General features: G+C 73.2%; 17 protein-coding genes. 12 read left to right on the top strand and 5 right to left on the bottom strand.

What is annotated here, in order from left to right; genetic code table 11:
* Positions 1-88: 88 nt before the first annotated feature.
* On the bottom strand, positions 89-1249 hold the full coding sequence (locus AB0L25_RS24845) for an NADH-quinone oxidoreductase subunit D (RefSeq protein ID WP_500175064.1): 1161 nt from the start codon (positions 1247-1249) through the stop codon (positions 89-91).
* A 78-nt stretch (positions 1250-1327) separates the two neighbouring features.
* Between AB0L25_RS24845 and AB0L25_RS24840 the strand changes: the two genes are divergently transcribed.
* Together AB0L25_RS24840 and AB0L25_RS24835 are read left to right on the top strand one after the other, a co-directional pair.
* Entirely contained in the window at positions 1328-1978 is a 651-nt protein-coding gene (locus AB0L25_RS24840; RefSeq protein ID WP_500175063.1) for a PH domain-containing protein, read from the top strand.
* A 188-nt stretch (positions 1979-2166) separates the two neighbouring features.
* Entirely contained in the window at positions 2167-3495 is a 1329-nt protein-coding gene (locus AB0L25_RS24835; RefSeq protein WP_500175062.1) for a PH domain-containing protein, read from the top strand.
* Between the two features lie 40 nt (positions 3496-3535).
* Here AB0L25_RS24835 and AB0L25_RS24830 read toward each other — a convergent pair whose 3' ends face one another.
* Together AB0L25_RS24830 and AB0L25_RS24825 are read right to left on the bottom strand one after the other, a co-directional pair.
* The gene (locus AB0L25_RS24830; protein ID WP_500175061.1) at positions 3536-3943 is read right to left on the bottom strand and encodes a RidA family protein; all 408 of its coding nucleotides are present in this window, start codon (positions 3941-3943) and stop codon (positions 3536-3538) included.
* A 60-nt stretch (positions 3944-4003) separates the two neighbouring features.
* Positions 4004-4942 (bottom strand): DMT family transporter, encoded by a 939-nt coding sequence (locus tag AB0L25_RS24825; protein WP_500175060.1) that lies wholly within the window; start codon positions 4940-4942, stop codon positions 4004-4006.
* Between AB0L25_RS24825 and AB0L25_RS24820 the strand changes: the two genes are divergently transcribed.
* Both AB0L25_RS24820 and AB0L25_RS24815 read left to right on the top strand, forming a co-directional pair.
* Positions 4941-6350, top strand: a complete 1410-nt coding sequence (locus tag AB0L25_RS24820) for an aminotransferase-like domain-containing protein (protein ID WP_500175059.1) — start codon at positions 4941-4943, stop codon at positions 6348-6350. The genes AB0L25_RS24825 and AB0L25_RS24820 overlap by 2 nt on opposite strands.
* 174 nt (positions 6351-6524) lie before the next feature.
* On the top strand, positions 6525-7727 hold the full coding sequence (locus AB0L25_RS24815) for a cytochrome P450 (protein ID WP_500175058.1): 1203 nt from the start codon (positions 6525-6527) through the stop codon (positions 7725-7727).
* 336 nt (positions 7728-8063) lie between these two features.
* Here AB0L25_RS24815 and AB0L25_RS24810 read toward each other — a convergent pair whose 3' ends face one another.
* Positions 8064-8942 (bottom strand): NmrA family NAD(P)-binding protein, encoded by an 879-nt coding sequence (locus AB0L25_RS24810; protein ID WP_500175057.1) that lies wholly within the window; start codon positions 8940-8942, stop codon positions 8064-8066.
* A gap of 117 nt (positions 8943-9059) precedes the next feature.
* Here AB0L25_RS24810 and AB0L25_RS24805 point away from each other — a divergent pair, with 117 nt between their 5' ends.
* The 3 genes from AB0L25_RS24805 to AB0L25_RS24795 all read left to right on the top strand — a co-directional run bounded on the left by AB0L25_RS24805 (position 9060) and on the right by AB0L25_RS24795 (position 11996).
* Positions 9060-10010 carry an AraC family transcriptional regulator gene (locus AB0L25_RS24805; RefSeq protein ID WP_500175056.1) on the top strand — a complete coding sequence of 317 codons (951 nt, stop codon included), beginning with the start codon at positions 9060-9062 and terminating at the stop codon, positions 10008-10010.
* A gap of 403 nt (positions 10011-10413) precedes the next feature.
* Entirely contained in the window at positions 10414-10821 is a 408-nt protein-coding gene (locus AB0L25_RS24800) for a YciI family protein (RefSeq protein WP_500175055.1), read from the top strand.
* 8 nt (positions 10822-10829) lie between these two features.
* Positions 10830-11996, top strand: a complete 1167-nt coding sequence (locus AB0L25_RS24795; protein ID WP_500175067.1) for an RNA polymerase sigma factor — start codon at positions 10830-10832, stop codon at positions 11994-11996.
* Positions 11997-12218: 222 nt separating this feature from the next.
* Here the strand turns inward: AB0L25_RS24795 and AB0L25_RS24790 are convergent, their stop codons facing one another.
* Positions 12219-13232, bottom strand: coding sequence for an SAM-dependent methyltransferase (locus AB0L25_RS24790; RefSeq protein ID WP_500175054.1), 1014 nt, complete (start codon positions 13230-13232; stop codon positions 12219-12221).
* Between the two features lie 110 nt (positions 13233-13342).
* Here AB0L25_RS24790 and AB0L25_RS24785 point away from each other — a divergent pair, with 110 nt between their 5' ends.
* The 5 genes from AB0L25_RS24785 (at position 13343) to AB0L25_RS24765 (ending at position 19206) form a co-directional block, all read left to right on the top strand.
* Entirely contained in the window at positions 13343-14536 is a 1194-nt protein-coding gene (locus AB0L25_RS24785; RefSeq protein WP_500175053.1) for a sensor histidine kinase, read from the top strand.
* Complete coding sequence (locus tag AB0L25_RS24780; RefSeq protein ID WP_500175052.1) at positions 14529-15221, top strand: response regulator transcription factor; 693 nt, start codon at positions 14529-14531, stop codon at positions 15219-15221. Before AB0L25_RS24785 ends, AB0L25_RS24780 begins: the two co-directional genes overlap by 8 nt.
* Positions 15222-15363: 142 nt before the next feature.
* Positions 15364-15678: a chaplin family protein gene (locus AB0L25_RS24775; protein WP_500175051.1), complete on the top strand. Its 315-nt coding sequence runs from the start codon at positions 15364-15366 to the stop codon at positions 15676-15678.
* A gap of 250 nt (positions 15679-15928) precedes the next feature.
* Positions 15929-16702 carry an ABC transporter ATP-binding protein gene (locus AB0L25_RS24770; RefSeq protein WP_500175050.1) on the top strand — a complete coding sequence of 258 codons (774 nt, stop codon included), beginning with the start codon at positions 15929-15931 and terminating at the stop codon, positions 16700-16702.
* A complete protein-coding gene (locus AB0L25_RS24765; RefSeq protein ID WP_500175049.1) occupies positions 16702-19206 on the top strand; it encodes an ABC transporter permease in 2505 nt (834 codons plus the stop codon). The genes AB0L25_RS24770 and AB0L25_RS24765 overlap by 1 nt, the downstream gene beginning before the upstream one ends.
* Positions 19207-19408 lie beyond the last annotated feature (202 nt).

Here is a 19408-nt window from a genome sequence, read left to right as displayed (position 1 = left end):
CCCCGCCCCTCTCCCTATGCTGGGTTTGGCGGGGGCGCGCGAGCCCCGCGCGGCCGTAGGGCGCTCTGCGCCCGGAGGCCGCGCGCGGTCATTTGTCGATGTCGCCGACCACGAAGAACATGGAGCCCAGGATGGCGATCATGTCCGCGACGAGGTTGCCGGGGAGCAGTTCCGCGAGCACCTGGACGTTGTTGAACGACGCGGAGCGCAGCTTCAGCCGCCACGGCGTCTTCTCGCCGCGCGACACCAGGTAGTAGCCGTTGATGCCGAGCGGGTTCTCCGTCCACGCGTACGTGTGGCCCTCCGGGACCTTCAGGACCTTCGGCAGGCGCTGGTTGATCGGGCCCTTCGGCAGCGCGGCGAGGCGGTCGAGGCAGGCGTCGGCCAGGTCGAGGGACGCGTACACCTGGTCGAGGAGGCACTCGAAGCGGGCGAGCGCGTCGCCCTCCGAGCGGGTCACCACGCGGACGTCCAGTTCGTCGTAGGCGAGGTACGGTTCGTCCCTGCGCAGGTCGAAGTCCACCCCGGACGCGCGGGCGATCGGGCCGGAGACCCCGTACTGCAGGATCTGCTCCTCGGTGAGCACACCCACGCCGCGTGTGCGCGCGCGGAAGATCTCGTTGCCCAGGATGAGGTCGGAGATGTCGCTCATCCGGCCCCGCACGACCGAGACGGCGTGGCGCGCGCGTCCCGTCCAGCCGGCGGGCAGGTCGTCCTTCAGGCCGCCCACGCGGTTGAACATGTAGTGCATGCGGCCGCCGGAGATCTCCTCCATGACCCGCTGCAGTTCCTCGCGCTCACGGAACGCGTAAAAGATGGGGGTCATCGCACCCACTTCCAGGGGGTACGACCCCAGGAACATGAGGTGGTTGAGGATCCGGTTCAACTCGGCGAGCAGCGTCCTGGCCCACACGGCCCGGACGGGGACCTCCATGCCCAGCATCCGCTCCACGGCCATGACGACCCCGAGCTCGCTGGAGAACGCCGACAACCAGTCGTGCCGGTTGGCCAGCACGATGATCTGGCGGAAGTCGCGGACCTCGAACAGTTTCTCCGCGCCCCGGTGCATGTACCCGACGATGGGTTCGGCCGCCGAGATGCGTTCCCCGTCCAGGGTCAGCCGGAGCCTGAGCACGCCGTGCGTGGACGGGTGCTGCGGCCCGATGTTCAGGGTCATGTCCTCGGTCGCGAGCTCCTTGCCCAAGGAGTTCGAGCCCGCGCCGATCCCGACGATCCGTTCGGTGGTCATGGTCGTGTCTCCGCCGCTCGGGTCACCGTGCCATGCTCCCATGGCGGCCGATGCCCGTTTCCGGTTGACTAGGGACCGATGAACCCGAACCACGGCGGACAGCCGTACGACCCCGCCGCGCACCCGCCGCCCGGCCCGATGCCGCAGGGGCCCGTGCAGGGCGCGCCGGGGCGGCCCGTGCCGGGGGACGGTCCGAACGCTCCCGCGGGGCCGGTCGCCGCACCGCCCCGGTACCGTCCGGACGAGGCGTTCGCCCCCGGCGGCGGGCAGAAGTGGTGGCCGATCTCCAAGCGTCACACCTGGCAGCGGGCGTTGACGGCCGCGCTCTGGGCCGTCCCCGTGGGGGTGCTGGGCGTCTTCATGCTCGGACGCGACGGCGGCGTCGCGGCGTCGGCGATGTGGGGCGCCGCGGTCGTCCTGGCGGTCGTCGTCATCGGGATCGTGGCGGAACTCGACCGCCGGTCCTTCGGGTACGCCGAGCGCGCCGACGACCTTATCCTGACGCACGGCGTGTTCGTCAAGCGCCTCATCGTCGTCCCGTACGGACGGATGCAGTTCGTGGACGTCACGGCGGGGCTGCTGGAGCGCTGGATGGGCATCGCGACCGTCCGCATGCACACCGCGGCGGCCGCCACGGACGCGACCGTCCCGGGCCTGCCCGCCGCGGAGGCCGCGCTGCTGCGCGACCGGCTCGCGCAGAAGGGCGAGGAGAGGAGCATGGGCCTGTGAGCGGCCCCTACGGCCCGCCGCCCGGCCCGTACGGCCCGCCGCCCGGCCCGTACGGTCCGCCGCCCGGTGGACCGGGACCGCAGGGACGGCCCGGTCCGTACGGCCCGCCCGGCCCGCCCCCGTACGGGCCTCCGCGTCCTCCCTATGGGCCGCCCGGCCCGTACCCAGGGCCGCCGCACGGCTACGCGATGCGGCCTCCGGTGCGGTTCTCCGAGGGCACCCACAGGCTGCACTGGGCGACCGCGCCGCTCCGCGCGTTCGTGTTCCTGATCATCTACTTCGTCCTGCTGGGCTTTCCGCTCCTGCTGACCCAGACGGACGAGGGGATCGCCCTCGCCCTCACCCCGGAGGTGATCGCGAGGTTCCTGATCGTGTCGGTGCCGATGACCGTGATCGCGATCGGCACGGGCCTGTGGACGTGGCTGGCGCTGCGCTTCCGGGTCGACGGTGACGACCTCGTCGTGGAGACCGGGCTGCTGCGCAAGCGCAAGCGCCGTATCCCGCTGTCGCGCATCCAGGCCGTCGACATCGTCCGGCCGCTCGTCACCCGCGTGTTCGCGCTCGCCGAGGTCCGGGTGGAGCTGGCGGGCGGCGAGCAGAGCGAGATCGTCCTGCGCTACGTGGGGCGGAACTCCGCCCAGCAGTTGCGCGCGGAACTCCTCGCCCTCGCCGCCGGGCTGCCCGGCCACACCCCGGAGGCGCCCGAACGGCACGTGTGGCGCGTTCCCTTCGGCGCGCTCTTCTCGTCCCTGCTCCTGCGCTGGCCGGTGATAGGGACGATCCTGCTCTTCCTCGGCACCCTGGTGTTCATGGTGGCGTACACGGAGGGCGGCATCCTGGCCGTTACCGTGCCGATCCTGCTCGGCCTTCTGCGCGCCGTGGTCGCCCCCATGGTGATGTACGCGAACTTCCGGGTCGCCCTGTCCCCGGACGGGATCAGACTCCGGTACGGGCTCCTCGAGACGCGCATGCAGACGCTCCCGCCCGGCCGCGTGCAGGCCGTCGGCATCGTCGAACCGGCGATCTGGCGGAGCCTCGGCTGGGCGCGGGTCGAGATCACGGTCGCGGGGTACGCGGGCGAGCGGCAGGCCCTGTCCTCGACGCTCCTGCCGGTCGCCCCGCGCCACGTCGCGATGCACCTGGTGTCGCAGGTGTTCCCGGGGACGAACGTGGACGCCGTCCCGCTGCTCCCGGCGTCCGGGAAGTCGTTGGCGATCGACCGTCCGGACGGCGCGGGCACCGACGACGTCGTGTTCGTGACACGGCACGGCTGGCCCTGCCGACGGACGGACGTGATCGCCCACGCGCGCGCGCAGAGCGTCCGACTGACCGTGAACCCGTTCCAGAGGCTCCTGGGGTTGGCGACCGTCCATGTGGACGCGCCCCCGGGTTCCGTTCAGGTCGCCGCGGCCGACCGGGACCTGGGCGAGGCGCGCGCCATCGTCGACTCGACGGCCCGGAGGGCGCGCGCGGCGCGCAAGGCCGCGGGCGACCCGTCCCACTGGGCCGCACGCTGACGCACGTCCCGCACCCCGCGGGACGCGTACGTCCCGTCCGTCAGTCGAGGACCGCCGCGACGGCCTCGATCTCCACCAGCTGGTCGTGGTAGCCGAGCACGGTCACGCCCATCAGGGTGCTGGGCACGTCGTGGTCGCCGAACGCGTCCCGGACGACGCCCCAGGACGTCACGAGGTCCTCCTGGCGGGCGGACGCGACGAGGACCCGGGTGCTGATGACGTCCTTGAGCGAGGCGCCGGCGTCCGCGAGCGCGGTCCGCAGGTTCTCGACGCAGCGCGCCGCCTGCCCCGCGTAGTCGCCGACCGCGACGGTGGAGCCGTCGTCGGCGAGCGGGCACGCCCCCGCGAAGAAGATCAGGCGGGCCTCGGCGGGGGCGGTGGCGGCGTAGGCGTATTCGGCGACGTCCGAGAGGGAAGCGGAACGGATCAGGGTGACGGCACGGGCCATGGGAACTCCTCGTTGAGTCGATCACCGGTCTCGTGATCGTCCCAGAGAGGAAAGCGGTCCTCACCTGCATTTTCCGGGGTGGTCCCGCCCCCGCCGGGTGCGCACGGCGCTCGCGGCGCAGGCGACGACGGCGACGCCGCCGAGGACGGCCGGCCAGGTGAGCGGCTCGCCCAGGAACAGCGCGGCCCAGCAGATGGTCATCACCGGCTGGACGAGCTGGACCTGCCCCACCCGCGCCATCGGCCCGATCGCGAGCCCGCGGTACCAGGCGAAGAAGCCGAGGAACATGCTCACGACCCCGAGGTAGGCGAACGCGGCCCACTCGGCCGGGCCGCCGGCCGGGGGATGCCGGTCCAGCGACGCCGCGGCGGCGAGGAGCATCGGCGGCGCGGACACCACCAGCGCCCAGGACACGGTCTGCCACGCGCCGAGTTCGCGGGCGAGGAGGCCGCCCTCGGCGTACCCGACCGCGGCCGCGAGGACGGCCCCGAACAGCAGCAGATCGGACCCGTGCGGTCCGCCGAGCCCGCCGCCCTGCAGCGACGCGAACCCGACGGCGGCGCCCGCGCCGACGGCCGCCGCGAGCCAGAACGACGCCGGCCGCCGTTCGTGCGCGCGCAGCACGGCCGTCACCGCCGTCGCCGCGGGCAGCAGCGCGATCACGACGGCCCCGTGGCTCGCCGGGGCGGTGGCGAGCGCGAACGACGTCAGCAGCGGGAAACCGGCGACGACCCCGCCCGCGACGACCGCGACGCGCACCCACTGGACGCCGCGCGGCGGGCGCTGCCGCGTGATCGCCAGGGCGGCCGCGGCGAGGACCGCGGCGACGACCGCGCGGCCGGAGCCGGCGAACAGCGGCGACATCCCGCCGCCCTGCACGGCGACTCGGGTGAACGGGACGGTGAACGAGAACGCCGCGACCCCGAGCAGGCCCCACCAGAGCCCCGCCCGCGATAGCGGAACGCCCTTCGTGAGAGTAGCGCTACTATCAACCTTCATGAACGACGATAGCAGTGCGCGTATCGTGGCCGGGCTCCGGGAGTGGATCGCCGCCGCCGCGCCCGGCGCGCGGCTGCCGTCCACGCGGGCCCTGGTCGCGCAGTACGGGGCGAGTCCCGTCACGGTGCAGAAGGCGCTGCGGACCCTGGCGTCGCAGGGCATGGTCGAGAGCCGGCCCGGCGTGGGCACGTTCGTCCGTGCCGTCCGCATGCCGCGCCCCAATGACTACGGGTGGCAGACCGCCGCCCTCGGGGCGCCCCGGAACCCGATCCCGCGCACGTCCACGGCGCTGCGGAACGCCCCCAACGACGTGATCGCGCTGCACTCCGGCTACCCGGACCGCGAACTGCTGCCCGAGCGCCTGGTCAGGACGGCGTTCGCCCGTGCGGCGCGCGGCGACGCGGCCGTCGGCCGTCCCCCGTCCGCCGGGCTGCCGGAACTGCAGGCGTGGTTCGCGGCCGAGCTCGGCGCCGCCGCCCCGGCGTGGGCCGCGCCCCCCGCGCCGAGCGACGTCATCGTCGTCCCCGGCAGCCAGAGCGGCCTCGGCGGCGCCTTCCGCGCCCTGGTCGGCGCGGGCCGCCCGCTCCTCGCGGAATCCCCGACGTACTGGGGCGCGATCCTCGCCGCCGCGCAGGTCGGCGTCCGGATCGTGCCCGTCCCCAGCGGGATCGACGGACCCGACCCGGACGAACTGGCGCGCGCCCTCGAACGGACCGGGGCCCGCGCCTTCTACGCCCAGCCGACCTTCGCCAACCCGACCGGCGCCCGCTGGTCCCCGGACGTCGCCGACCGCGTCCTCGCGCTCGTCCGGCGGCACGGCGCGTTCCTCATCGAGGACGACTGGGCGCACGACTTCGGCATCGCCGCGGACGCGTCCCCGGTCGCGGCCCGCGACGACGGCGGCCACGTCGTGTACCTGCGGTCACTGACCAAGAGCGTCTCGCCCGCGGTGCGCGTCGCCGGGGTCGTCGCGCGCGGCCCCGCCCGCGAACGCATCGCCGCCGACGCGCAGGCCGAGTCGATGTACGTCAGCGGCGTCCTGCAGGCCGTCGCGCTCGACGTCGTCACCCAGCCGGCGTGGCGCACGCACCTGCGCGGCGTCCGCCGCCAGCTCGCCGCCCGCCGCGACCTCCTGGCCGGCGCGCTCCGCGAGCACGTCCCGGCCGCCCGTCTCGACGTGCCGCGGGGCGGGCTGAACCTGTGGGTGCGGCTGCCGGACGCCACCGACCTGCCGCGGCTCGTCCGCGACTGCGAGGCCGCGGGCGTCGTCGTCGCGGCCGGCGACGAGTGGTTCCCGGCCGAACCCACCGGTCCCTACCTGCGGCTCGGCTACGCGGGCCCGAACCCCGGCGCCTTCCCCGACGGCGCCCGCGTCATCGGCGAGATGCTCGCCCGGCAGCACGGATGACGAAGTTATCCACAGGTCGCCTTTTCTCGTCACCCCCGCCCCGCGGTGACCGAGCATGAAGTCAGCCGGTCCGCCCAGCGCGGGGGATGGGCGGACCGGTCCCGACCACCGAAACGGAGGCGTCCCGTGAAACAGCCTGGACACGCACGCACCAACGCGAAATATCGTTCCGGAATGATGTCCTATGACCCGTGGTCGCCCGAGTTCGTGGCCGACCCCTATCCGGTGTTCGAGCGGCTCCGCGACGAACGTCCGGTGTTCTTCCACGAGCCGACGGACCAATGGGTGATCAGCCGGTACGACGACGTCGACGCGCTCCTGCGCGACCGCCGGCTCGGCCGCTCGTACCTGCACGTGGCGACCCACGAGGAGTTCGGCAGACCGGCGGAGGCGGAGTTCCTCAGACCCTTCTGGGATCTCATCCGCGCCGGAATGCTCGACGTCGAACCGCCCACGCACACCCGCCTGCGCCGACTGGTGTCGAAGGCGTTCACCGCACGCATGGTGGAGGGTCTGCGGCCCACCATCCGCAGACTGGCCGAGGAACTGGCGGGCACCCTCGCGGCCAAGGGCGGCGGCGACCTGCTCGCCGAGGTCGCCGAGCCGCTCCCGGTGAACGTGATCGCCGAGATGCTGGGCGTCCCCCCGGAGGACCGGCCGCTCCTGCGCCCCTGGTCCGCCGACATCTGCGGGATGTACGAGCTCAACCCGTCCGAGGAGACCCAGCGGACGGCCGTCCGCGCCGCCGTCGAGTTCTCCGACTACCTGCGGGGCCTCGCCCGCTCCCGCCGGGACGAACCGCGCGACGACCTGATCAGCGCGCTCGCCCAGGTCGTCGACGAGGGCGACCGGCTCACCGAGGACGAACTGATCGGCACCTGCGTCCTGCTCCTCAACGCCGGGCACGAGGCCACGGTGAACGCCACCGGCAACGGCTGGTGGTCGCTGTTCCGCAACCCCGGCGAACTGGACCGGCTCCGCGCCGACCCGTCCCTCGTCCCCACCGCCGTCGAGGAACTCCTGCGCTACGACACCCCGGCACCGATGTTCGAACGCTGGGTCCTCGAAGACATCACCGTCGCCGGGGTCGACATCCCCCGCGGCGCCGAGGTCGCCCTGCTGTTCGCGTCCGCCAACCGCGACCCCGCCGTCTTCGCCGACCCGAACCGCCTCGACCTGAGCCGCGACCCGAACCCGCACATCACGTTCGGCCTCGGCATCCACTACTGCCTCGGCGCACCCCTCGCCCGCATCGAGATGGCCGAGTCCTTCGCCGCACTCCTGAGAGCCGCCCCCGCACTCCGCCCGACCGCCGACCCGAAGTGGAAGCCCGGCTTCGTCCTACGCGGCCTGGAGGCCCTCCACGTCGAATGCTGACCCGCCCGCCCGCTCAGAGGCCCCGGGTCTTATCGAGACCGCTTCAGGCTGTTTCAGACGCCGGCGACGGCGATGAGGGTTCGGGGCCGGACGGCGATGACCACACGGCGACGGCCTTGGAGTTGCCGGCCGACGGCGGCGGAGTCCAAGGAAGCGCGGCGGTACTTGCCCCAGATCCGTGTTGTCCAGGCTCCATCATCTTCGCTGAGCGTGGCGTCTCCGACGATGCGGCTCGACGGGGCCCAACGAGGAAGGTAAGAGAGCGCTCCGGCGGGGGACGTCGGGGCCGGGCAGGGGGCGGCGTAGTGTTCACGGTCAGTTGGACGTCGGCGCGCATCACGTGGCGGATGCGTGGCCGGTTGCGGCCTCGATGACGTGGCGCAACGTTCGGTCGATCGGGGTGGTGCCCGTGCGTCGCCGGTCGCCGCAGGGGCGGAACAGCCCCCGATGCTCGGCGTCGTACATGGCCGCGAGTTCGTGCGCGAAGGGAACAGGGAGGCCGGATTCCGTCATCGCGTCGACCCACCCGTCGCGGGGGATGGTGACCACCTGCAGGGGCCTGCCCAGCAGGGCCGCCAAGCGGTCCGCGACGTCCTGCTCGCTGTAGGCGGGGCCGTCCAGATCGACGACCTCGCTCCTTGAAGGCGGTGCCAGCAGGGCCTCGGCGGCGACCTCCCCGATGTCCCGGGTGGCGATCATCGGTGTCGGGGCGTCGGCCGTCTCGCCGAACACCGGGTAGACGCCCTCGCCGACGACGGCGCCGAGCACCGTCTCGACCTTCTCCTGGAAATGACACGGTCTGATCGCGCTCAGCCGCACGCCGGTCTCCCGCAACCGGGTCTCGAGGTGGTGCAGCCAGCGGATGGGCCCGGTACCGGCGGCCTGGTCGGCCGCGATCGACGACAGGAGGACGACATGGGGTACTTCGCTCTCGGCGACCGCCGCGGCGATCGAATCGGCCAGCCGGCGATGCCCGGCGTCACCGGCCGTCGCGATGGTCGGCAGCATGACGAACGCACCGAGGCTCCCCTTGAGCGCCTCGGTCAAGGAACGTTCGTCGTGGAAGTCGGCGATCGCCGTCCGCGCGCCGCGCTCCTCCCAAGCGGCGCGCTTGGCCGGGTCGCGCACCACGGCGCGGACCGGCGCGTCCCGGTTCAGCAACTCCCGGGCCGTCGCTCCGCCGACGTGGCCGGTGACTCCTGTGATCGTGTACATCGGACCCCTCCTCGCTCCTGCTGCTCTGATCCGTTCGGTAACCAGTGAAGCCGCACCGAATGAGCCGATCCATATCTGTAAGGCGCACTTCCATGTCTGTGCGTCTACGATGGCGGCGTGGACCCCCTGGCCGATCTCCTGGACGGAGTCCGTGCGCGCACGGCCGCGTTCTGCCAGGCGATCCTGGACCCGCCGTGGGCGCTGCGCATCGCCGACGGCGCCGCCCTCGCCCTGATCACGACCTTGCGAGGGCACCTGTGGATCGTGCCGGAGCGGGGCGAGCCGGTCCTGTTGCGCACCGGCGACGTGGCGATCGTCAAAGGGCCCCGCCCGTACACGATCGGCGATGACCCGGGCACCGTCCCGGATGTGATCGTCCACGCCGACAACCGGCTGACCACGTTGGACGGCGCCGACGTCACGGACGCCATGCGGCTCGGCCCGCGCTCCCGCGGACGCAGCCGGGACGGCGCGGCCGTCGTGGCCAGCGGGACGTACCAGATCGCGAACGACGTCACCGGGCGGCTGCTGAACGCCCTACCGGAGATCGTGTCGGTGCCTCGGGAAGCCGTCCAGAACTCCATGATCGAGTCTCTGGCCGCCGAGGTCGACCGCGACGACCCGGGCCAGCAGGTCGTCCTGGATCGACTCCTGGACATCGCGCTGGTCACCACGTTGCGCGCCTGGTTCGCCCGTCCGGACGCCGCGGCCCCCGGCTGGTACCGGGCGCAGAGCGATCCCGTCGCCGGTCCGGCGTTGCGGCTGATCCACGAGCATCCGGCACGCCGCTGGACGGTCGCCGACCTCGCCGCGAGGGCGGGGTGCTCGCGGGCCGCTCTCTCGCGCCGATTCACCGCGCTGGTCGGCGAGCCGCCGATGACCTACCTGACCGGCTGGCGCATCGCGCTCGCGGCGGACCTGCTCCGCAACTCCGACCGCACCATCGAGAGCATCGCCGCCCAGGTCGGATACGCCAACGCGTTCGCCTTGAGCGTCGCCTTCAAACGCCTCCGCGGCGTCTCCCCGAAGCGCTACCGCACTGGCGACAAGCCCACCCCCATCGACTGAGGACCCGTCCACGAGAACGCCTCCCCGACCAGGTTCGGGGCCGTGGACCGTAGGCCCGGAGGCCGGGAGGACGGGAAGCCTGGCGGGGGCCAGGGTGTCGAGGCCGGGAAGCCCGGGGGGCAGGGAGTCCGGGGGCGGGTGGCCAGGAGGCTCGGAGGCCGGAAGGCCCGGGGCTGGGGGACCAGGGCAAGCGACGGCCGCTGAGGGTGGGGCGCTGGGTTGGTGGCAGATCGCCATCGATCGTTGGGCGGCGGTGTGGGGGAACGGGGGTGGGAGGCGGCTCGGTCGTGCTCAGCGGAGAACTTCAGAAAAACTTCGGTGGCGATGTCGAGAACGCGGGAACGGCTCCGTCCCTGGGGTGAACGCGACCAAGATGGGTCGCAGAGCATCGAGGAGAGAGACGATGGCCAAGTACCTGCTGCTGAAGCACTACCGCGGCGCCCCGGCCCCGGTCAACGACGTGCCGATGGACCAGTGGACGCCCGATGAGATCTCGGCCCACGTGCAGTACATGAACGACTTCGCGGCCCGGCTCGAGGAGACCGGCGAGTACGTCGACAGCCAGGCGCTCGCGCCGGAGGGAGCGTGGGTCCGGTACGACGGCGAGGGGCGCCCGCCGGTCACCGACGGCCCGTTCGCCGAGACCAAGGACCTCATCGCCGGCTGGATGATGATCGACGTCGACGGTTACGAGCGCGCCGTCGAGCTGGCCGGGGAGCTGTCGGCGGCCCCCGGGGCGGGCGGGAAGCCGATCCACGAGTGGCTCGAGGTGCGCCCGTTCCTGGGCGAGGCGCCCACGATCACGGAATGACCTCGCAGATGGACGAGGTTCTGCTGCGGAACCTCACGCCGAACGTCCTCGGGATCCTCGTCCGCCGCGGAGCCGATTTCGCGGCGGCCGAGGACGCCGTGCAGGACGCGCTGGTCGAGGCGCTGCGCGTCTGGCCGGACGACCCGCCGCGCGACCCGAAGGGCTGGCTGGTCACCGTGGCCTGGCGGCGGTTCCTCGACGCGGCGCGGGCGGACGCCGCCCGCCGCCGTCGCGAGGACGTCCTCGAGGAGGAACCGGCGCCCGGACCCGCGTCCGAGTTGGACGACACGCTGCGGCTCTACTTCCTGTGCGCCCACCCGTCGTTGACGCCCGCGTCGGCGGTCGCGCTCACGCTGCGCGCCGTCGGCGGGCTGACCACCCGCCAGATCGCCCGGGCCTACCTGGTGCCCGAGGCGACCATGGCGCAGCGCATCAGCCGGGCCAAGCGGACCGTCTCCGGCGCGCGGTTCGACCGGCCCGGCGATGTCGCCACCGTGCTGCGCGTCCTCTACCTGGTGTTCAACGAGGGGTACTCCGGCGACGTCGACCTGGCCGCCGAGGCCATCCGGCTGACCCGGCAGCTCGCGGCCGCGATCGACCACCCGGAGGTGGCGGGGCTGCTCGCGCTGATGCTGATCCACCACGCTCGGCGCGCCGCCCGGACCGCGCCCGACGGCGGGCTGGTGCCGCTCGCCGAGCAGGACCGCGGCCGGTGGGACACCACCGCGATCGCCGAGGGCATCGACGTCCTTCAGGCGGCCTTGGCCCGCGACCGGCTGGGCGAGTTCCAGGCCCAGGCCGCGATCGCGGCGCTCCACGCCGACGCGCCCACCGCGGACGAGACCGACTGGGTGCAGATCGTCGAGTGGTACGACGAACTCGTGCGCCTGACCGACAGCCCGGTCGTCCGGCTCAACCGCGCGGTGGCGGTCGGCGAGGCCGACGGCCCGCGCGCGGGCCTCGCGGCGCTCGCCGCGCTGGACGACTCCCTGCCCCGCCACACCGCCGTGGCGGCGTACCTCCACGAGCGCGACGGCGATCCGGCGACGGCCGCCCGCCTGTACGCCGAGGCCGCCCGGAAGGCGCCCAACCTGGCCGAACGCGATCATCTGACCCGCCAAGCCGCCCGCCTCAACACCCGCCACCGCAGGACTGACGCCCCACCCCGCGGCTGACGCCCGACGCCTCGGCCCGGTGCACTTCCCGCTTCACGCCGCGTCGCGATCCGCCCCGTCTGCCGCCCGCCCCCGCGGCGCGGCTCGTTGGCGCTGTGTCTGGTTTCCCGTGCCGTTGTCACTGACCCGTGTGTGGGCGCCGCGGCTTCGTTCGTCGTGCGGCCTGGTTGGCCGCCGCCTCGACCCGGCTGGTCCGTCCGTGGCGGGATACGCGGGACGGGGTCAGTGGGGTGGGCTGGTCAGGGGTGCGGGGAGGGGAATGTGTTTCGACTGGGCCAGCCAGGTGAAGCCGCCCAGGCCGGACGGGTCGGTCAGTTCGGCGTCCTCGCCGGCGTGGCAGAGGGCGGCGACGTAGGCGCGGGGGTCGCGGTGGGCGAGGTCGAGCGGGGGGCGGGCGCCGGTGAGGCCGAGGGCGCGCAGGGCGGTGCGCTGGGTGGTGAGGACGGTCGCGGTGGCGCCCGCGCGCTCGCCCTCGACGGCGCAGGCGTCGAGGGCGACGTGGGCGGTGACGTCGCAGGAGCCGTCGGGGACGGCGGGGACGGTGGAGCCGTCGCGGTATCCGGCGAGGGTGCCGTACGGGGGGCGGGACGTGCGGGTGTGCGCGTAGTCGACGGCGATCGCGAGGCCGCGGGAGAGGCGGCGCAGGACGGTGCCCCAGGCGGCGCAGCGGGGACGGCCGACCTCGGCGCGGTCGCCCGGTTCGGTGAGCGGCCACCAGCGGTCGAGCCACGCGCGGTCCTCGGCGGACGGTTCGGGCCCGGGGCGTTCGGCGCCGCTGGCGGGGTCGACGAGCATCGTGCGGACGCCGTCCGGGGTGCGTTCGACCACGTCGAGGGGGACGTTGTCGAGCCACTCGTTGGCGATCGCGAGGCCGGTGAAGGACTCGGGGACGTACGGGCGCCACGTCACGTGGGCGAGGTTCGGGGGACGCGGGGCGATCTCGACGGCGGTGAGGTGCAGGCGGTCGCGGAGGGCGGGGCCGGTGAGGTCGAGGACGTTCGTGAGGAGCGCGCCGGAGCCCGCGCCGATGTCGACGAGGTCGAGGCGGGACGGGTGGCCGAGGGACGCGTCGACGTCGGTGAGCAGCCGGGCGACGGCGGCGGCGAACCGGGGCGACGCGTGCACGGAGGTGCGGAAGTGGTCGGAGGGGCGTTCGCCGCGCCGGTAGAAGCCCTTCTCCCCGTACAGCGCGCGTTCCATCGCGGTGCGCCAGGGCAGCCACTCGGTGACCAACACGTGTGCGACGTTACCGTGGGCGACGGGCCGGGATGGACCATCCTCGGGGTGGAGCGCCGTCCGACTTGCGGCTGATCCGGGGCGGACCAGGGGATACGTAGCCTGTCCGCATGGTCGGGAGGATGTGGGAGTGGCTCCGGGGTAAGACGCCGCTGGTCGACGCGTTCCTCGCGCTGCCCGTGGTGGTCATGGCGCTGCCGGGGTTCCTGAGCGGCTCGTACGGGGTGCCCTTCGTCCAGTACATCGTGGTGACGGCCGGGCTGCTGGCGCCGATGGTGCTGCGGCGGACCTACCCGCGGACGGTGTTCGCCGTGGTCGCGGTGGTGTCCGGCGTGCAGTGCATCGCGAACATCGTGCCGCTGCCCGCGAACATCGCGGTGCTGATGGGGCTGTACACGGTGACGGCGGGGTTCCCGTTGCGGTGGGGGGTGGCCGCGGCGCTGGTCGTGGAGGCCGGCGCGGTGATGGCGACGTACCGGTATCCGGGGGGCGCGGCCGACACCCGGTACACGTTCGTGATGCTGACGGTGGTGACGGCGGGGGTGTGGCTGCTCGGGCTGCACATGCGGACGCGGCGGGCGTACCTGCGGTCGCTGGAGGAGCGGGCGGAGCGGCTGGAGCGGGAGCGCGACGCGGAGGTGCGGATGGCGATGGCCGCGGAGCGGGCCAGCATCGCGCGCGAGCTGCACGACGTGGTGGCGCACAACGTCAGCGTGATCGTGGTGCAGGCGGACGGCGCGTCCTACGCGATCGAGCACGACGTGGGGCGGGCCCGGCAGGCGCTCGAGGCGATCTCCACGACCGGACGGTACGCGCTGGGCGAGATGCGGCGGCTGCTGGGGGTGCTGCGGGAGGACGACGACGCGGGGGCGTACGCGCCGCAGCCGGGGGTGGCGGAGCTCGACGACCTGGTGGGGCAGGTGCGCGCGTCGGGGCTGCCGGTGACGTTCGAGGTGGAGGGCACGCCGCCGGAGCTGTCGCAGGGCCGGCAGCTCACGGTCTTCCGGATCGTCCAGGAGGCGCTGACCAATACCCTCAAGCACGGCGGGCCGCGCGCGTCGGCGTCGGTGCGGCTGCGGTACGGCGGTGACGCGGTGGAGGTCCGGGTGGAGGACGACGGCCGCGGCGCGGCGGCGTCCGGCGGGGACGGCCGGGGGCACGGCCTGGTGGGGATGCGGGAGCGTGCGGCGGTGTACGGCGGCACGGTCCGGGCGGAGCCCCGGGCGGGCGGTGGTTTCGGGGTGCTGGCCCGGATCCCCACCGGCGAGGACGAAGCGGCCGAGAGGAGTATCCGGAATGGGTGAGGACGAGTCGATCCGGGTCGTGCTGGTGGACGATCAGGAGCTGGTGCGGACGGGGTTCGCGATGGTCCTCGACGCGCAGCCGGACATCGAGGTGGTGGGGGAGGCCGGTGACGGTCTGCGGGCGCTGGAGCTGCTGCGGGCGACGCGGGCGGACGTGGTGCTGATGGACGTCCGGATGCCGCGGATGGACGGGATCGAGGCGACCCGGCGGATCGTGGCGGCGGGGGAGCGGCCGAAGGTCGTGATCCTGACCACGTTCGACCTCGACGAGTACGCGTTCGCGGCGATCAAGGCGGGGGCCGGCGGGTTCCTGCTCAAGGACGCGGGCCCGGCGCATCTGATCGAGGCGATCAAGGCGGTGCATTCGGGGGACGCGGTGGTGGCGCCGAGCACGACGAAGCGGCTGCTGGACCGGTTCGCGGTGCATCTGCCGGACGCGGAGCGGGCGGCGGCGGGCGGGGCGCTGGCGAGCCTGACGGAGCGGGAGGGCGAGGTGCTGCGGCTCGTCGCGCGGGGGATGTCGAACGCGGAGATCGCCGGGCGGCTCTACGTGTCGGAGGCGACGGTGAAGACCCATATGGGGCGCATCCTGGCAAAGCTTGACCTGCGGGATCGTGTCCAGGCGGTGGTCTTCGCCTATGAGACAGGTCTGGTGAAAAGCGGTCAAAATGGTGACGCCTTGTAACGAATCCATCACTCGCTGGTGACTTTTTGCCTTCGTCATGGGTGTTTCTGTTGGCTTACCCGAAAGTAGCTGGGTAACTACGGTACGCGACGTCGTCTTTGCGGACTGCGTCGGGCAATGTCAGCTCGGGCCCATAAAACCCATGTACGGGAGGACTCTCGTGATCAAGAAGCTCGCCGCCACCGGCGTTCTCGGCTTCGCCATCACCGCCTCGGCCCTCGCCGCCGCTCCCGCCGCCTACGCGGGCGGCGGGGACGGCCACCACGGCCACCACGGCAAGAAGCACGACAGCGGCTCGTTCAAGAACAACAAGACGAGCGGCAACTTCAGCATCCTGGGCGGCAACCAGGTCTTCGCGCCGATCTCGGTCCCGGTCAACGTCTGCGGCAACGCGGTCGCGGTCGTCGGCATCGCCGGCGCCGGCTGCAAGGGCGGCGCGGAGGTCGACTTCGGCTGACCGCCGACGACCGAACACCGGACGCCGGTGATCCCGAAGGGGTCGCCGGCGTCCGTCATGTCCGGGTGCTCGCCCGGGTGCGTTCGCCTGGGGTAGGCGGGAGGACTGATCCGGACGTACGACTCAGGTCGTACACGGCGCCCGGAGGCAACCTCGATGCCGATGCGGACCGTGGCCGTGCGGGCGATGGCACGGAGGTCGCGGATTCCTAGCGTGGTGGACGGTCGTAACCGTCCACGAAGGAGTCACCGTGACCAGCACGTTCACCGGCCCCGCCGGAGGATCTCCCGCCGCCGCCGCACCGCCGGCCGTCGTCGCCGCGGAGGTGTCGAAGGTGTACGGCTCCGGTGACGCGGCCGTCCACGCGCTGCGCGGCGTCAGCGTCGGGTTCGCCCGCGGCGCGTTCACCGCGATCATGGGCCCGTCCGGGTCCGGGAAGTCGACGCTGATGCACTGCCTGGCCGGGCTCGACACGGTCAGCGGCGGGCGCATCACCCTCGGGGACGCGGAGATCACGAAGCTGAACGACCGGCAGCTGACGATGCTGCGGCGGGACCGGGTCGGGTTCGTCTTCCAGGCGTTCAACCTGCTGCCGACGCTCACCGCCGAGCAGAACATCCTGCTGCCGATGGACCTCGCGGGCCGCAAACCGGACCGGCAGTGGTTCGACCAGGTCGTGGACGTCGTCGGCCTGCGGGACCGGCTGGGGCACCGCCCGAACGAGCTGTCGGGCGGCCAGCAGCAGCGGGTGGCGTGCGCGCGCGCCCTCGTCGCCCGTCCCGAGGTCATCTTCGCGGACGAACCGACGGGCAACCTCGACTCCCGTGCGGGCGCCGAGGTGCTGGAGTTCCTGCGTTCGTCCGTCCGGGAGATGGGCCAGACGATCGTCATGGTGACGCACGACCCGGTGGCGGCCTCGTACGCGGACCGGGTGGTGTTCCTACGGGACGGCGAGATCGTGAGCGAGATCCACGGCCCGACGCCCGAGACGGTCCTGGACCGGCTGAAGAACCTGGGGGCCTGATGCTGAAGACGACGCTGGCGGGCCTGCGGGCCCACAAGCTGCGGCTGCTCCTGACGGCCGTCGCGATCACCCTCGGGGTCGAGTTCATCGCCGGGACGTTCGTCCTCACCGACACGGTCGACAAGGCGTTCGGGCAGACGTTCGCGAAGTCGGCCGGGAAGGTCGACGTCGCGGTCCTGCCGGGAGACGGCGCGGGCGCCGAAGGCGAGGGCGGCGTCCCGCGGGACGTGCTCGAGAAGGTGCAGGCGGTCCCGGGGGTCACGAAGGCCGCCGGGCTGGTGCGGGGCGACGCGGCCCTGGTCGGCGAGGACGGCAAGGCGGTCGGCGACATGCCGACGGTGGGGCTGTCGGTGCCGTCCGGGGACCTGCTGCGGTACACGGTCGACGAGGGCCGCGCGCCGCGCGGCGCCGGCGAGGTCGTCGTCCACACGGCGCTGGCCGAGCGGGAGGGCTTCGAGGTCGGCGAGACGGCGACGGTCCTGGACGGGCGGCGGCAGCCGCACCGGTTCACGGTCGTCGGCCTGGTCGACTTCGGCATCGACCAGGACGCGAGCTACCGGGGCGCGGTCGGGTTCGACACGGCGACGGCGCTGCGGATGACGGGCGAGAAGACGTTCCAGGAGCTGAACGTCCTCGGCGCGGACGAGGCCGCGGTGGCGGCGGCCGTCGGCGGCGGGTACGACGTGCTCACCGGCGAGGAGCTGGGGGCGCGGCTGGCCGAGGAGGCGGGCGCCGACACCGAGATCATCCGGACGGGGCTGCTGCTGTTCGGCATGGTCGCGATGCTGGTCTCGGCCCTCGTCATCTACAACACGTTCTCGATCCTGATCGCGCAGCGGATGCGGGAGATGGCGCTGCTGCGCTGCGTCGGCGCGACGCGGCGGCAGGTGTTCGGGAGCGTGGTGACCGAGTCGGCGGTCGTGGGCTTCGTCGGGTCGCTGCTGGGCCTGGCCGCCGGGCTGGGGCTCGGCTGGGGGCTGCTCGCGCTGGTGCACCGGTTCAACGACGCGATCCCGGTGGCCGCGCCGTCGCTGGCCGTCCGGACGGTCGTGATCGGGCTCGCGGTCGGCGTGGTCGTGACGGTGGCGTCCGCGCTGCTGCCGGCCCGCGCCGCGACGCGCGTCTCGCCGGTGACGGCGCTGCGCGCGGAGCTGGAGCCGGGCAGCGGACGGTTCCGCCTGGGCGTCCTGCGGACGCTGTTCGCCGTCCTGTTCGCCGGGGCGGGCCTGGCGGTCGGCGGTTACGCCTCGCTCCTGATGGAGAAGGGCGAGACCGCGATGTTCGCGGTCGCGTTCGGCGGGACCGTGTTCTTCGCCGGGATGATCGCGGCGATGCCCGCGCTGGTGCGGCCGCTCGGCCGGTTCGCGGGCGCGATCCCGGCCCGGGTCGGGGGCGTGCCGGGACGGCTCGCGGTCGAGAACGCGCGGCGCGCGCCGCGCCGCACGGCGACGACGACGATCGCGCTGACCGTCGGGGTCGGGCTGATGAGCCTGTTCGCGGTGGTCGCGGCGAGCGGGAAGGCGACGTCGGTCGCGCAGATCGAGGAGCAGTTCCCCGTCGAGTTCCAGGTGAACACCCAGTTCGGCGGCGAGGACGACCGGGTGCCGCACGCGCTCGCCGGCGCACTGCGGCAGCGTCCGGAGTTCTCCCAGGTCATCGAGATGCGGGACGCGAAGACCACGCTCGACGGCACCGAGCTGGTCGCGTCGACGGTGACCGCTTCGGCGCTCGGGACGACGCTGAAGCCGAACGTCACGGAGGGGTCGCTGTCGGCGCTGCGGCCGGGGACCGCGCTGGTGGAGGAGTTCACCGCCAAGGACGCGGGGCTGTCCGTGGGCGACACCGCGCGGATCGCCACGAAGGGCGGCACCGCGCAGGTGAAGGTCGTCGGGTTCCACGAGACGCCCGCCTTCGGCGCGTTCCTGGTCCCCGAGGCGGACTTCGACCGCTACTTCACCGAGCGCGACCCGACGGCGATCATGGTGAAGATGGCGGACGGGACGGACCCGAACGCCGCCCGCAAGGCGATCGACGCCGCCGCGCAGCCGTACCCGACCGTCCGGGTGATGTCGGTCGCGGAGTTCAAGGACACCCTGAGCGACTCCGTGAACACCATGCTGATGATCTTCGGTGGGCTGCTCGGCCTGGCGATCATCATCGCGCTGTTCGGCATCGCGAACACGCTGACGCTGTCGGTCGTGGAGCGCACCCGGGAGTCGGCGCTGCTGCGCGCCCTCGGCATCACCAAGCGGCAGCTGCGCCGGATGCTGTCGATCGAGGCGCTGGTCATGGCGGTGATCGGCGCGCTCAACGGGGTCGTGCTCGGCATCGCGTTCGGCTGGGCGGCGACGGAGGCGATGGGCGAGAGCTCGGTGTTCGCGCTGCCCTACGGGCAGATCGCCGGGTTCATCGCGCTGGCCGCGATCGCCGGGGTGCTCGCCGCCGTCATGCCCGCGCGCCGCGCCGCGAAGGCGTCCATCGTCGAGTCCCTGTCCACCGAGTAGCCCTGTCCACCGAGTAGCCCTGTCCACCGAGTAGCCCTGTCCACCGAGTAGCCCTGTCCACCGGGCAGCCGCCCGGACGGCGCGCCGCTCCCCGACCACCCGGTCGGCGGGGCGGCGCGCCGCCGTCTTTCGGACGGGACGGCCCCGGCGGCGGACGCGGACCGCATTCGTGGGTAACCTGGGCGCGCAAACGTCCGGTACC

The sequence above is a fragment of the Spirillospora sp. NPDC052242 genome (genome assembly GCF_040679555.1).
Taxonomy (GTDB): Bacteria; Actinomycetota; Actinomycetes; order Streptosporangiales; family Streptosporangiaceae; genus Spirillospora.
This window is presented reverse-complemented; position numbering and strand designations above follow the sequence as displayed.